At 52.4% G+C, this 13,784-nt stretch carries 13 protein-coding genes; 5 read left to right on the top strand and 8 right to left on the bottom strand.

From position 1 onward, the window contains the following. Window positions 1-20: 20 nt before the first annotated feature. Both MWU64_RS14035 and MWU64_RS14030 read left to right on the top strand, forming a co-directional pair. Entirely contained in the window at window positions 21-1,505 is a 1,485-nt protein-coding gene (locus tag MWU64_RS14035) for an NAD(P)/FAD-dependent oxidoreductase (protein ID WP_247065007.1), read from the top strand. Between the two features lie 13 nt (window positions 1,506-1,518). Beyond that, window positions 1,519-2,532 carry a bile acid:sodium symporter family protein gene (locus MWU64_RS14030; protein ID WP_247065006.1) on the top strand — a complete coding sequence of 338 codons (1,014 nt, stop codon included), beginning with the start codon at window positions 1,519-1,521 and terminating at the stop codon, window positions 2,530-2,532. Here the strand turns inward: MWU64_RS14030 and MWU64_RS14025 are convergent. After that, window positions 2,494-3,123, bottom strand: coding sequence for a J domain-containing protein (locus tag MWU64_RS14025; RefSeq protein ID WP_247065005.1), 630 nt, complete (start codon window positions 3,121-3,123; stop codon window positions 2,494-2,496). The genes MWU64_RS14030 and MWU64_RS14025 overlap by 39 nt on opposite strands. Window positions 3,124-3,306: 183 nt before the next feature. On the opposite strand from MWU64_RS14025, the gene MWU64_RS14020 reads away from it, so the two are divergent. Genes MWU64_RS14020 through MWU64_RS14010 form a run of 3 tightly spaced genes read left to right on the top strand, consistent with a single transcriptional unit; the run spans window position 3,307 to window position 7,920 of the window. Next, window positions 3,307-5,478: a TonB-dependent receptor gene (locus MWU64_RS14020; protein WP_247065004.1), complete on the top strand. Its 2,172-nt coding sequence runs from the start codon at window positions 3,307-3,309 to the stop codon at window positions 5,476-5,478. Then, window positions 5,475-6,422: an ABC transporter substrate-binding protein gene (locus MWU64_RS14015; protein ID WP_247065003.1), complete on the top strand. Its 948-nt coding sequence runs from the start codon at window positions 5,475-5,477 to the stop codon at window positions 6,420-6,422. The genes MWU64_RS14020 and MWU64_RS14015 overlap by 4 nt, the downstream gene beginning before the upstream one ends. Next, window positions 6,415-7,920, top strand: coding sequence for a histidine kinase dimerization/phospho-acceptor domain-containing protein (locus MWU64_RS14010; RefSeq protein WP_247065002.1), 1,506 nt, complete (start codon window positions 6,415-6,417; stop codon window positions 7,918-7,920). Before MWU64_RS14015 ends, MWU64_RS14010 begins: the two co-directional genes overlap by 8 nt. Here MWU64_RS14010 and gorA read toward each other — a convergent pair. The 7 genes from gorA to gspH are packed head-to-tail and all read right to left on the bottom strand — an operon-like array spanning window position 7,898 to window position 13,784. After that, window positions 7,898-9,259 carry a glutathione-disulfide reductase gene (gene gorA, locus MWU64_RS14005; RefSeq protein WP_247065001.1) on the bottom strand — a complete coding sequence of 454 codons (1,362 nt, stop codon included), beginning with the start codon at window positions 9,257-9,259 and terminating at the stop codon, window positions 7,898-7,900. The genes MWU64_RS14010 and gorA overlap by 23 nt on opposite strands. Window positions 9,260-9,294: 35 nt before the next feature. Next, a complete protein-coding gene (locus tag MWU64_RS14000; protein WP_247065000.1) occupies window positions 9,295-9,828 on the bottom strand; it encodes a type II secretion system protein M in 534 nt (177 codons plus the stop codon). 3 nt (window positions 9,829-9,831) lie between these two features. Further along, on the bottom strand, window positions 9,832-11,139 hold the full coding sequence (gspL, locus tag MWU64_RS13995) for a type II secretion system protein GspL (RefSeq protein ID WP_247064999.1): 1,308 nt from the start codon (window positions 11,137-11,139) through the stop codon (window positions 9,832-9,834). Between the two features lie 2 nt (window positions 11,140-11,141). Continuing rightward, window positions 11,142-12,149, bottom strand: a complete 1,008-nt coding sequence (gene gspK / locus MWU64_RS13990) for a type II secretion system minor pseudopilin GspK (protein ID WP_247064998.1) — start codon at window positions 12,147-12,149, stop codon at window positions 11,142-11,144. Further along, window positions 12,146-12,886, bottom strand: coding sequence for a type II secretion system minor pseudopilin GspJ (gene gspJ, locus MWU64_RS13985; protein ID WP_247064997.1), 741 nt, complete (start codon window positions 12,884-12,886; stop codon window positions 12,146-12,148). Before gspJ ends, gspK begins: the two co-directional genes overlap by 4 nt. After that, on the bottom strand, window positions 12,883-13,260 hold the full coding sequence (gene gspI / locus MWU64_RS13980; protein ID WP_247064996.1) for a type II secretion system minor pseudopilin GspI: 378 nt from the start codon (window positions 13,258-13,260) through the stop codon (window positions 12,883-12,885). The genes gspJ and gspI overlap by 4 nt, the downstream gene beginning before the upstream one ends. After that, window positions 13,254-13,784, bottom strand: coding sequence for a type II secretion system minor pseudopilin GspH (gene gspH / locus MWU64_RS13975; RefSeq protein ID WP_247064995.1), 531 nt, complete (start codon window positions 13,782-13,784; stop codon window positions 13,254-13,256). Before gspH ends, gspI begins: the two co-directional genes overlap by 7 nt.

Genomic DNA, 13,784 nt, shown 5'->3' with positions numbered 1-13,784 from the left:
ATAACAATCAGGCAGTAACCATGAAACGGCGTACCCCGCATTCACTTTCGGTCATTATTATTGGCACGGGCTTTGGTGGCATTGGCATGGCCATCCAGCTCAAAAAAGCCGGCTATACCGACTTTACCTTGCTAGAAAAAGCACCCAAAGCCGGAGGCACCTGGCGCGACAACACATACCCTGGTGCTGCGTGTGATGTGCAATCCCATCTTTATTCCTATTCTTTCGAGCCAAAGCACGACTGGACCCGAAAGTTTGCGCCTCAAGCTGAAATTGAAGGCTACATAGAGCACTGCATTACCAAATACGGATTGCAGCCGCACATTCAGTTCGAGCAAGCGGTAACCGCGGCCAGCTTTAACGAGGCGACGAATTCATGGGTGGTTACAACAGAATCTGGTGACACCTACACAGCTAACGTGCTGATCACCGCCACCGGTCAGCTGAACCGGCCGGCGATGCCCGCGATTCCCGGTATCGAACAGTTTAAAGGCCATATATTCCACTCGGCCACGTGGGATCATCAGGTTGATTTAACCAACAAACAGGTGGCCGTGGTTGGCACTGGGGCCAGCGCTATTCAGTTTGTTCCCGAGATCGTGCCGAAAGTCGCTAAACTGGATTTGTACCAGCGTTCAGCCGCTTGGGTTGTTCCCAAATCCGACCGGCCGTTTACCCGGTTGGAGCAAAGCTTATTTCAAAGAATGCCGCTTTGGGATCGTGCGTACCGAGCTCTGATTTACGTGAAAAATGAATCCCGAGCCTTGGCTTTTACTCGATTCAGTAAATTTCTGGCGCTTGTTGCCCGCCAAGCTGTTAACGAGGCTGAGGCCAAGGTGTCAGATCCCTCTAAGCGGGAACGTATCATTCCGGATTACCAGATTGGCTGTAAGCGCATTCTTATTTCGAATGACTGGTATCCGGCGATCAACCAACCCCATCTTGATCTGATTACCGACGGCATAGCCCGGATTGATGAGACGGGCATCGTTACCACAGACGGTACACACCGTCCGGCGGATGCGATTCTGTTCGCAACCGGGTTTCGGGCGAGTGAATACTTGTCCCCTATCACCATCACAGGTCGCGATGGAGCACTGCTGAACGATGCATGGTCGGATGGCGCAAAAGCGTTTAAAGGCATAACCGTAAACGGATTTCCGAACCTGTTTATGCTGTATGGTCCGAACACCAACTTGGCCCACAACTCGATTCTCTATATGCTCGAATCTCAATTCAGGTACGTCATCAGTGCACTGGGTGCGCTGGCAAAGTACCAGAATGCAGCGATGGATGTGCGGAAAGATCGCCAAACCCGATATTGTTCGGTGGTTCAGAAGGGGTTGGATGGCACCGTCTGGGACTCAGGTTGTCAGTCCTGGTATTTAGACGAACACGGGCGAAATACCGCCCTTTGGCCCGGTTTTACGTTCAGTTATCGATTTGCCACCCGCTCCGTCGATACGGCTGATTACAGGTTTATCACTCCGGATTCCGGCAACTGATTTAAGGTTTATGATGAAGTTTCGCATTGATACCTTCACCTTGCTTCTGCTGGGCGCGATCGTTTTAGCGTCTTTTTTGCCGGTAACCGGTGGAGCTGCTGATGCTCTCGCAACCCTAGGCACCTGGGCGGTAGCACTACTGTTTTTTCTTCATGGTGCGGCGCTTTCGCGCCAGCAAATAATTGATGGCGCGACCCATTGGCGCTTGCACATCCTGATCACTTCACTGACTTTCGTTTTCTTCCCGTTAGTGGTTATGCCGATTAACGGCCTAAGCAACATAGTCCCAGAATGGATGCCGAAAGACCTGGGCCTCGGCTTTCTTTATTTGGGTGTGTTGCCATCCGCTGTATCGTCTTCTATCGCCTATACCGCGATGGCCAAAGGTAACGTGCCGGCCGCCATATGCAGTGCGGCAGCATCTAATGTGTTCGGCATGATGCTCACGCCTTTCCTGTTGCTTTTGCTGGTATCGACATCGGGCGATGGGAATTTTTCCGTGGCAGAAGCTCTAAAAGATATCGTGCTACAGCTTCTATTGCCGTTTGCTGTTGGTCACGCTATGAGGCCTTGGCTAGGCGGATTTCTTGGTCGCAACGAATCGCTTATGTCCCGTTACGACCAGTGCGTAATCTGGATTATTGTTTACTCCGCATTTTCTCATTCGGTAGTGAGCGGTCTATGGCAGAACCTTCCGGTTCAGGCCATCGTGTTGGCGGTTATCTTGTGCATCGCGTTACTGGGCTTGTTTATGTTGGCGGCGACCTTGATGGTCAGGAAATTCGGGTTCAGCTTAGAGGATGAAGCCGCGGTGGTGTTCTGCGGCTCAAAGAAGAGTTTGGCGTCTGGGTTGCCTATGGCTAAAGTGCTCTTTTCCGGGCACCCGGGCTTCGGGATGATCGTACTGCCGATCATGTGTTACAACCAGATTCAGGTTATCGTAGGCGCCATATTGGCGCAGAAGTACCGGGTAAAAATCGAACAGGCCTCAGCTACCCACGCCCATGCCACCGAAAATCATGGTTAAAATCACTAACCCGATGATCCAACCGATAACCGCTGGCCAAAAGTTGGCGGTTTGAGACAGCGGTTCTACTTCGTCCCGATGATCATTCTCTTCAAATTCAGGTGATTGCTGTTCTTGTTCAGTAATAGCCTCGTGAACGGTGAACCACTCAAACCACTCTCCCAAAAACCGGGCTACTGGCTGCGGGAAGGAGCCGTTTTCCGCCATGGGGCGAATCCAGGACTCCAACTGTTGGCCAATTTCGCGACGCAGAGGTAACTGATCCGCAGGTGGCTCGCAAAGTATGGCTTTCCAGATACCGACATCTTGCTGACGACCTGAATCATTCATCAGAGCGTTAATCTGAATAACGACCTCGCGCACGATTTGGGATTCGTTTGCGTCTAACTGATGATCGCCTTTGGGGCTGGCCTCAGGAGCTTCAGCCGCAGCCGGTATGACCATGGGGTCGCCCCCTGCAGCCTCTCGGTAGGCTTCGTCCAGTTTGCGAGCCTCTTCGCTTGACGCAAATTTCATCTGGCGCTCATAAGCCTGACGGATTTCCTCTCGATCACTCGTCGGCTCAATACCCAGAATCTCCCAACAGCTCATACAACAATTACTCCGAATATGTCGCCTCTGTAAACTTTCTAGAGACAAATGGTTTTGGTTCTCCTAGGATTGGAGAATAAATGCAACTATCTATGCACGCTGACCTCCAATTATAGAACGACTACTATGCCTGAGACGAATTGCCTGTACCGCTTTTTAACTACCAAGAGATTCGCGAGGCATGTGGGATGGTCAATTTTGATCAGCGGCGTAGGGGTCACAGTACCTATATCTGCAGCCGCCGAGCAACCACCCTTTGCGGGTGAGCTGCACGGGTTTGACAACGAGATACCTCAGGTTCTGACGACTACCCGTCTCAGGCAGCCAAAAACACGGGTGCCGGGTAGCACAACCGTTATTGAAGGCGAGCAAATCCGAAACCTCGGCATTATGAATCTCTATGAGGTGTTTCGGTTGGTGCCGGGAATGACCGTTAACTTTGTGGGGAGTCATCAACCTGTGGCTACCTATCACGGCACGGTTCATTATGAGCAACGACGCATGCAAGTATTGATTGATGGCCGAACGGCGCACCGAGCCACACTCTCGGACATGGATTGGGAAACCATGCCAGTGCCGCTAGAGCTGATCGAGCGCATAGAAGTGGCCAGAGGCCCGAATTCGGCCGCCTACGGCATCAACGCCTTCCTCGGAACCATCAACATCATCACGCGTGACCCGGCAGACACAGCCGGCGTGGAAACACGGGTCGCACGAGGCTCGCGGAACCATATCCGCACCTTCGCGTCGGTCGGTGGTGCCGGAAACGCCGTAGATTGGAGGCTTTCTTTCGAAAAGCGCAAATTCGGCGGATTCGACTATCAGGTGGATAGCGGTGAGAAAGCATCGTTTAACGACGGCCACAACATCCATGCATTTGGGTACGACTGGCGCTTCAAGTTCAATAGGAACACGAACATTGAGGTAAAAGCGGGGGTCACCGATGGAGTCAAGCAGCAGGACAAAGGTAAAAGCGGTGAACTGGAGCTCCTTGAACACCCAAATATTGATGTTCGGGATTATTATATTCAAAGCCAGTTCAACCACAGCACCTCCGAGCACCATTTCTTTCATATCCTGGCAAGTGTGTCGAACTTCAAACGCCGGAATCGGTATGACATAGAACTCGGTGAGTCAGCGATTAATTGTTTGCGTAATCCCAACGGCCCGTCCCTCTATTTTCGGACTGAGGATCCTAAAAATGGCAGCCGACTGGAGCCTTGTCAGGTTCCGGTGCCCGGGGGAACACCACTACGTGCAAGCGTGAACGAAGACTACGAAGACACAAGACTGGAATTGGAGATCCAAGATACCCTGCTCTTCAACGAAGATCTGAAACTGGTGTCCGGTGCAGGCTTTCGAAAAAACGTTCTTCGATCTGAAACCTATTTTAATGGTCGCGAGCACAGTTATCAGTCACGATACTTCGGTAATCTGGAGTACACGCCCTGGTCCTGGATGACCGTCAACGTGGGTGGCAACTGGGAGCATTCCAGTACCACCGGCGAAGGGTATTTTTCGCCGCGGGTTGCAACCAATTTTGTCTTTGATAACCACCACGCGATTCGGGTCGTGTTCTCGCAAGCGGTACGAACACCCGACACCTTCGAACAAAGCCCCGACACAGGGTTTACGCTCCGCCACGTAACCCCTGCGATTTATTCTGATCTCGAAGGACGCCGGATCACGGTTTTTGATGCCGCCCAAGAGCCCCACGCTTTAACGTTAGGCCGGGATCTTGAAGAGGAGCGTATAACATCCCATGAGATCAGCTATTTTGGCCAGTTCCGGTTACCGTCAGCCCTATTGTCGTTAGAGGTTCGTGCCTTTAAAGATCAAATGCGGGATATGACCAGCGGTGTTATTCAGCTGGCCAAGTGGACGCTGGGCAACAATGTTGATGTTGACCAACAAGGTTTCGAGGTGGAAGCAACGCTCGACTATCCGAATACTGCACTGAGAGCGACTTATGCCTATCTTGATCAGGATTCGCGCTACATAGGGCCGCCGATTCTCGACGCTGACGGCAAGGTGAACGCCCAACAGCATGAGTACCAGAAAGGCCTGCTGTCGCGGATGTCTACCCGCCACTCGGGGAGCTTTTCGATCGTACAGGAATTCCCTTTTGACCTGAAAGCATCGTCAGCATTCTACTGGGCCGACGAGTTTCTGCGTACCGAAAACCAATTTGAACGCGTGGATGTTCGCTTGGCTAAACAGTTTGTCCGAACGGATTATACCGCTGAAATTGCGGTTACAATGCAGCACTACCTGAACCGGGAACCTGAACTTAGCTCAGACAACAATATTGAAGACCACAACCAGTTCTTCATGGAAGCAGGCGTTAGGTTTTGAACGAGAGATTGCTTCTGAATTTAGTGGCCATCTGTTGCCTTTTGGCCGTGTGGCCTCTAAGCAGCCATGCGCAAACAGATCACCGCGGTGCTAAGCCGGTGGCGGTCATTGGTTCGGGCAAACCAGAACTGGACGCCTATTTCATCGGCTTGATTGAAGATCGAGCAGGGCCGAATGTGGCGCTCAATCTGCTTCCCCCTGACGCCGATCTGGCCACATTACCCCACGAACCAGTGATAGCTATTGGCCCCAAGGCGTTCGACCGCTTGTACCGTGCCAAACCAAATGCAGCCATACTAGGCACCCTGATTGAGTCTCAGTTTCTCGAAAAGTACCCCCACGAAACCTCGGGCAAGATAAGCGTTGTACTCTACGATGTCCCTTTTTTGCGCCAAGCACTCACAGGCAAAGCAATTCTACCTCACGCGACCAAAGTGGCGGTGCTAGCCAGCCCTCAAAACCGATCTCGATATGCTTCGTTGTTAGACGGTCTTAGTGAACACGGCATGGAAGGCCAAGTGTTTATCGTCAACACGCAAGAACAATTAATTCCCACCCTCATTCGTGCGTTGAACTATGGCGACTTGCTATTAGGCACGCCGGATCATGACATTTATCACCCACGGAACATCAAACACATTCTGCTTACGGCTTACCGGCGCAATAAAATATTGATTGGACCTAGCCAGGCCTACGTAAAAGCGGGATCAATTGCGTCCAGCTACCCAACCTATTCTTCGATGGCGGACAAAACCGCTGAATTTCTGAATTATTATCAGGAAAACGGCGATTTTCCGCCGGCAAGTTATCCGGAAACCTTCAGCGTTGAGGTCAACCGACAGGTGGCGCGATCCCTCAATATTCCCTTGAGTCAGCCCGAACTTATTTCAAAGAGGGTTGATGAACTCCTCCTGAATCCGTCGCAGGTTGAGCTCGATGATTAAGTTTCGAAATAGGCCCGCCTTTCTGTCACTTTCCCGCCGCTTGTTATTGCTCGGTCTTCTCCCAGCCGTTTTAATGTTTACCGTGCTTGTCGCTTTTTTTACGTCGGTCCGGTTGGACGATGCCCGGAGTACAATGGCCCAAAGCAGCCAGTTATTGGCCGACAACCTCGCCCCGGTTCTTGAATATGCGATTGTTTCTGGTAACAGTTTTGCACTTGAGCAAGTTCTCGATAATGCCCTCGAGCACAGTGATGCCCATTGGGTAAGAGTGATGGACGTTGTCGGTGAGGAAATAGGATTTGCCAGTGCGGAAGAACAGGAAATCGATCTCAACGCCCCTCACTATCAGGTGTACGAGTCTGAGATTTTTCAGGAACCATTGATGCTCGGAGACCACAGCGGAATTGAGTGGTTTCAATCCGGATGGGAGTCCGGCACAGGCATTCTACGCATTGGAAGCGTTCAGGTCGGCGTGAGAACTGATGCATTGGACCTGCAACTTCAAAATATTTGGTGGTCTTCCATGGTGGTTGGCGGTGGTACGCTGGTACTTGCTATCGTGTTGGTTCAGTTGTTCCTGGGTAACATTCTTCGTCCGATGCATAGTCTCGGTAGCCAGGTCGGCAATCTCATGCGCGGCGACTATCGTCGCGAAGCCATTAAATCGAGGGGGGTTGCGGCTGAAATCGTGAATCTGCAACTGCAACTCAATGAACTGGCTTTACGCTTACAAGACTTGAAAACAACCCGTGACGAAACCCTTGCCTTATCAGAATCCGAGCGAAATAAAGCCGAGCACGCAAACCGGACAAAATCCGAGTTTCTAGCCAACATGCGACAGGAACTCAACACCCCGCTAACGGGCGCAATCGGTATGATCAAGCACATCGAACAAGATTCTCTTTCTCCTGACCAGAGGGATTATCTCACTACCGCAAAAAAATCACTTAACGATTTGCTAACGGTTGTATCCGACATGCTGGACTATGCCCACTTGGATAGCGGGACCAACGCATTGGATGCTAAACCGTTTGAGCTCAGGGAGTTGATCTCGAACTGCATCGCCTCATACCGCCATGCTGCAGAACAACAAGAGCTAACACTTGAATCGCACTGTTTGGGAGACTGGCCGGAACAGGCAACAGTCATAGGTGACGCGCCAAGTGTCAGGCAGGTGTTGAGCGGACTGCTCGACAATTCTCTTGAGATGACCAGTAACGGGTTTATCACAGTACGGACCACCTGGATAAACATTGATAGAGATCGTGTTTTAATCTCCTGCACCGTGCGTGACTCAAGCTCTAGCAGCGCCAATACCATTCACAATCCGCACGCACACTCTCGATTCGGCGGTCGGGGTTTTAACCTGTCGATGGTTCAGAGGTTGGTTGAACTCATGGGCGGGCACGTTCATATTGAGCTAGATATGGGTCAGGGTACCTCGTTCCGTTTCGAGATACCCTTTGATTTACCCGTTACCGAACAGGCGAACGCATAGTCACAAACTCTTCCGCCGAGGTTGGGTGAATGCCCAGCGTGGCGTCAAACTGCGCTTTTGTTGCTCCCGCTTTAATCGCAACGGCTAAGCCTTGGGTGATTTCCCCTGCGTCAGGCCCAACCATGTGCGCCCCAAGCACCTTATCGGTTTGGTCATCAACAACGAGTTTCATCAGGCAGCGTTCATCACGGCCGCTCAAGGTGTATTTCATCGGGCGGAATTCGGAACGGTAAATACGTAAACGATGGCCGGCAGCACTCGCTTCCTCTTCAGTTAAGCCCACAGTGCCAATGTTGGGTTGGCAAAACACTGCGGTTGGAATGGCACTGTAATCCATGTCGCCCTGCCCGTCGCCGAACAGGCGGCGAGTAAGCACCATGGCTTGAGCCAACGCAACCGGTGTAAGTTGCGGGGTACCAATTACATCACCAAGTGCTGAAATTGACGGAACACATGTGCGGAAATGCTCGTCGACCGTAATGTGCCCCGACCCATTAAGCTCAACTCCAAGCTTCTCAAGCCCTAAGCCATCAACAAGAGCGCGACGGCCGGTTGCGGCCATGACTAAACCTGTCTGAAGACTACTGCCATCGCTTAAATTCACTTTGTAGAGCGCGTCGTCGGGTTCGACCGAATCGATTGTTACATTAAAGCGTAAATCTACGCCTTTTTTACGCATTTCCTGCTCGGTGAATCGGCGAATATCGTCGTCAAAACCACGCAGGAACAATTCACCGCGATAAGCCAAGGTCGTTTCTACGCCGAGCCCGGCCAGAATCCCTGCAAACTCAACGGCTATGTAACCCCCACCCCATACCACCGCATGGCGCGGTAGCTGTGGAAGGTAAAACATTTCGTTTGACGTGACCAAACACTCTTTTCCGGGAATATCCGGAATTACCGGCCAGCTGCCTGTGGCGACTGTGATGTGTTTGGTGCGGTAGTGTTTATCCCCGACCGCAACCGTTTCCGGGTCAACGATGCTGGCCGTACCTTCAATAATCGTAACACCGGCATTCTCCAGCATTCGGCCGTAGATACCGTTAAGCCGCTCAATCTCAGCGTTCTTGTTGACAACCAGTGTTGGCCAATCGAAACTTACATCTTCCGATGGAATGTTCCAGCCATAACCTTGTGCGTCTTCCAATTCGTCCCTGACATGGGCGCCGTACACAAACAGTTTTTTGGGCACGCAGCCGACGTTTACGCATGTTCCGCCCAGGTAACGGGATTCAACAACCGCCACCTTCGCACCGGTTTGAGCCGACATTCTGGCCAGACGAACCCCGCCGGAACCGGCACCGATGATAATCAGATCAAAATCGTGGGAATTAGACACTCTGTCTCCTGTAAATTCTGTAGAACGCCAACAAATCAGATGGCAAGAGTAAGTCGTACGGATACCTTCCCGGGTTCGTTGCCTCTATCCATTGCGGCTTGATCGATCAGAATTCCATGTTGAGCGTGCAAACGCTCCAACCAAGCGGCTACGTCCGCATACGGGACATTTTCCATCCATACTCGGATGGCATCGTTGCCCGAAGGTTCAAAACGTTGCAGCGAAAGACCCGCTTCGCTGGACGATCGTGTCACCAGCGCCATCAGGGCACGACCGTCTTCGGGCCGGTCGGCCACATTGGCCCCCGAATTACTGGCACCAGCACTACCAAGCCTCTGTATGGTGCTTTCGTTGGCTTGCATCCAGGCCAGTAACTCGCCGGCATTCTCGCGACTGGCCTCTGCGCTGCTGCGATAATCGGAAACCGGACGCCAGATCGCAAAATACAACACGGCAATCGCCAAAGCTATAAGCAGAACTGTCAAAGCCTGGCGATCCCGTTGAGGTAATTGATCGTATCGGGCTATCAGTTTTTCAATGGCGGGCTGATCTTTAAGGCGCTGAAACATCGTTTACCCTCCTGAAACCGTTAAACGACCACGGGCACCGCTCGATTCGTTAACCACCGAGCCGATCTGCGCCTGCAAGCCCTGATCCGACAAACCGTTGCGCAAGCGACTAAGACGGTCGTAACTGTCGGCCCGTACATCGACGACCAATTCACCCCGAGTACGGCTGTAGTTGATCGAATTAAACGTCACCGAACCACCTCCAGCCACACGGCCATACTGGTCGCCGGTGAACTTCATCAGCGTGATGAAATCAACATCCGCCCCCTGAGAGCCCGCTACCCGCAACTGGCCTTCAATAACTCGGCGAACATTTCCGGCGTGGGTACGGCGGTCTGTGGGAAAGGCTTGCCGGTAAATAGCCATCGCCTGAGATTTCAGCTCATCGGCTTGTTGTTTGTGATACACCCCCAACCCGATGTCTAGCCCAAGCTGAATCACAAACCAAAGTGAAGCAACCGCAATCAACGGCCTCCAGGGCTTTAGCGGGCTGGAACCCGAAACTTTGACGGAAAAAGCGCCCTGACACAGATTAACCGGTTGGCATAAATGCTGGTGGTGGGACCACGCCAGAAATTCGAGTACCGAAAACTCTAAAGGTTTCTGCTGAACGTTCACGCGGCCCGTGGAACCGGCTAGCTCATTCACCAGTGGTTGCTGGCGTTCCAATTCCGTTTCCATGCCATACAGTTGTACGGGAATTTCCGCGACTACTTCTTCAGTTGAAGGTGCTGCCATGGTCATCGCAAACAACGGAAGGTTATCGGCCTGCATCCTTAACCACTCACCCCGTTGGCTCTGCATGAGCACGAAGTCATCATCAAGGCACATCATCCAGCCTGAGTCCGGAGCGGGCAACAACGAAGCATCTGGGTAAATAGCGTCAAGCCGCACCTGATCCCAACCCGTGAACAGGCTCTTCCAACGTTCCATTTGGGCAAAATCGATCGCAGCAACCAGATAGCCTTCGTCGGAATGCTTTCCGAGCGCCAAATGAACTGTCTCGATGTCCTGCGCAATCTGTTCTTCAACCGCATACGGCAAAGCTTGCTGCACGAACCGACTTTGTTTCGCGGGAATGTCGGCCATGCAAAACGCAGCTTCGTCACCCGGGATCAGACCAATGAGCAACACATTATCCAGCGCATTCTGCGCTAACGTCTGTTCGATCACACTTTTGGGGTCAGCACTGCCCCTCGCCTGCGCATCGCCACTGGCGTCGTGCAGCACCCAGCTATAAAGCTGGGCATCGGGGCTCTGCTCCGGGTCGGCAAATGGCGACAATGGCCGCACATAGAGACGATATGACATGGTTATCCTTCTGAGAAAGTGTAAGGTTCCTTGGAGATCCTGTTCTTTTGTCCGGTATCCCTGTGAACCGTTCGGACCTCACCTTCCGGATTACGAAACACCGTGCTGACCATATTTACGACACGATTATCGTAGGTAATCCGTGATACAACTTCAAAAAACCGGGTTTGCAGCGTTAACCCGTTTTGCTTTAAGCCCAAGCCCGAGAATTCCGGTAAGGCCAGAAAATCCTGAAGATTCTCGAACCGCTCTTCTTCCCTTGTTGCAATGATGGCTTCGGCCTGGGCTTCGTTCAGTTCACTGTGCAGAGACATCAGCACCGGTGCGGTGGCGCTGTTAACGTTAATACCAATGCCACTGACCGGCAACGCGGCAACGTGAGGGCGAAGCGCAACATAGATTTCTTCGGTCATGCCTTCAATCAATCTTAGTTCAGTAACCGAGACAAATGGCTGGTTTGCAGCTCTGAAACCCGGTTCAGCCATTAAATACTGACCATCTTCAGCCCCGTAGGCGCTTACCGTTTGATCGTCGGAATCAATCCAGTCTATCAGGGCATCAACGTTCAGCCCGTTAATGCCCAATGCAATCAAAAGCCGTGCGAGCCGATCTTTGGTGAGAGGGTCCACTTCCCCATTGGGTGCGATCAAATCGTTTAAATTGATTCGACCGCCAAGGTCATCAATCTGGACTTCAACCACACCGTTTTCATCAAGGGGCAGCACGGCTGCGTGCATCGCCCAGAACTCGTCCGGGCTGTCCACCATATTGCCGTCTTCTTTGTCTTCTTCGTAATCGCGAATCAGAATGCGTTTGGCAAACTCCTCTGCGCCCAACGCAATGCTATGCCCTTGCTGTTGCGCCAGATAATGCCCGGCTTTATAAATCCGTAAGCTTTGTTGCTTGGTCATACCGGTAGCCAGCAAAACCACCAGAGCCATGGCTAAAAGCACCATTATCAGTGCGACACCTGACTGTCGGTGCCGGCTTAAGCGCCGGATCGAATTCATGTGCCACCTCCGGCGGCGCCTTCTTGCGCGTTCTCCTCAGCATCTTCGGAAGCGGCTTCTTGCTGCTGATTCACCACAGATTGAGCCTGATCCTGCGAGAAATCCGGTAGCGTAAACAACCGAACAACTTCGCCGAACCGCTCGTGCTCAAGGGTAACTTCCAAGCCTATGGGCAGCGGTGTAACAGGTCTTTGACCGGGAGCGACGGCTGCCATGGTTTGATCGGTCGGCCAAGTGTCGTGCCATTTGCCGTCTTCATCCAAAAAGCGAATGTCGAACGTATTAACGTCTTCCAGCAACAGAACGTCTCGACTGTCTTCGTCCTGGCCTTGATCGACCACGGGCCAATACCTGCGCCTAAGTTCTGTTCCGGTGTATTCCCAGCCTGCCCGTTGTAAGCCGCTTCGGCGTAATCCCAAGGGGTTGCGCCAACCCTGCCGGGTAAGAAGCAGTTCGAATGCATCGTCTCTGGCGGTTAATGCTGGCTTGAAGTCTCCATACACATCCCTGGCCGAGCGGTTAACCACTTGAGTGATGTCTCTTTCCAGCAACAGCATGGTTTTCTGCAGTCCATCAAACTGCTCAGCCAATGCATTGACTCTGTCTCTGGAATTCACCACGCTGCTGACCACCTGCCACACCCCTAAACCAATGACTGCTGTAATGGTCACGGCGATCAGCATCTCCATCAGGGTGAAGCCCGATTGCGCTCGCACAAACCCGTTCGGCTGCATCATTTCTCCCCCAGAAAGGCAGACAACGAATGCACCGGATAAGGATCATTTTTTTGATCGGGGTATTTGGCAACGGTCACCTCTACCCGTCGCATAGTCGGCTCAGCGGTGCCTTGCACAACCGTAGTGACTTGCCAGCGGTAAGTGCCAAATTCTGTGTCGGTGGAGTTTTCTGATGTGCTCGGTAACGTTTCCTGAAGACGCAGTTCGTTAATGCGATTTTCAGCAATCCAGCCGGCGAGTGTTTTATCCCTCACCCGCTCAAAACTGGAGATGTATTGGCTCCCGACTTCCGCGGCCGCAGTCGCAATGAGGCTGAACACCAGCAGCGCAACAAGCACTTCCAGTAGAGTGAAGCCTTTTTGCAGCCTTACCATTCTTCGTCCTCGGAGCCGGGTTGGCGCCACTCCAGCGGAGACACGCCATCTGATGCCAGAGAATGCATCAACTCGGTGTCGTTTCCGATGGTAAACTCAATTTCGAAAGGCGTGCTTTCTCCGCTGGAGAAAAACACAATGGTGGGGCGAAGCTTGTCCTCCGCTGATGTGAGCCGTGGGGCATCACTTTCAACAAATTGGGTAAGGGTCATCCAATCAGGCAGAGACCGCCGGTGGAAAAGCCGCTCTCCGGAGGGTTTCCACTCACCGGATTCATCCTGGAATGCGACGAACTGATAGCCATCGTCTTCCAGCAGTAAACCCAGTTCCAGGTTGTTAAGGACGGCTTGCTCCGATGCGGTTTGCATAAGCAGGTAGAGTTCGCGCACCTGGCTTTCGAGCTCCCGCTGCTGGGAGTTGCCGCCCATGCTAAAAACGGCAAGCGATGCCAGCAGCCCAACGATAATCAGGACAACCAGTATTTCGATCAGCGTAAAGCCGGAATGGGCTGCCCTGCGGTTCAC

It is taken from the genome of Marinobacter sp. S0848L (assembly GCF_023016065.1).
Lineage (GTDB): Bacteria > Pseudomonadota > Gammaproteobacteria > Pseudomonadales > Oleiphilaceae > Marinobacter.
Note: the sequence above shows the minus strand (reverse complement) of the source record. Positions and strands in the feature narration are given on the sequence as shown.

Coding starts and splice junctions, on each gene's coding strand:
- MWU64_RS14035 (WP_247065007.1), top strand. CDS start 21: ATGAAACGGCGTACCCCGCATTCACTTTCGGTCATTATTATTGGCACG.
- MWU64_RS14030 (WP_247065006.1), top strand. CDS start 1,519: ATGAAGTTTCGCATTGATACCTTCACCTTGCTTCTGCTGGGCGCGATC.
- MWU64_RS14025 (WP_247065005.1), bottom strand. CDS start 3,123: ATGAGCTGTTGGGAGATTCTGGGTATTGAGCCGACGAGTGATCGAGAG.
- MWU64_RS14010 (WP_247065002.1), top strand. CDS start 6,415: ATGATTAAGTTTCGAAATAGGCCCGCCTTTCTGTCACTTTCCCGCCGC.
- MWU64_RS14000 (WP_247065000.1), bottom strand. CDS start 9,828: ATGTTTCAGCGCCTTAAAGATCAGCCCGCCATTGAAAAACTGATAGCC.
- gspL (WP_247064999.1), bottom strand. CDS start 11,139: ATGTCATATCGTCTCTATGTGCGGCCATTGTCGCCATTTGCCGACCCG.
- gspK (WP_247064998.1), bottom strand. CDS start 12,149: ATGAATTCGATCCGGCGCTTAAGCCGGCACCGACAGTCAGGTGTCGCA.
- gspJ (WP_247064997.1), bottom strand. CDS start 12,886: ATGATGCAGCCGAACGGGTTTGTGCGAGCGCAATCGGGCTTCACCCTG.
- gspI (WP_247064996.1), bottom strand. CDS start 13,260: ATGGTAAGGCTGCAAAAAGGCTTCACTCTACTGGAAGTGCTTGTTGCG.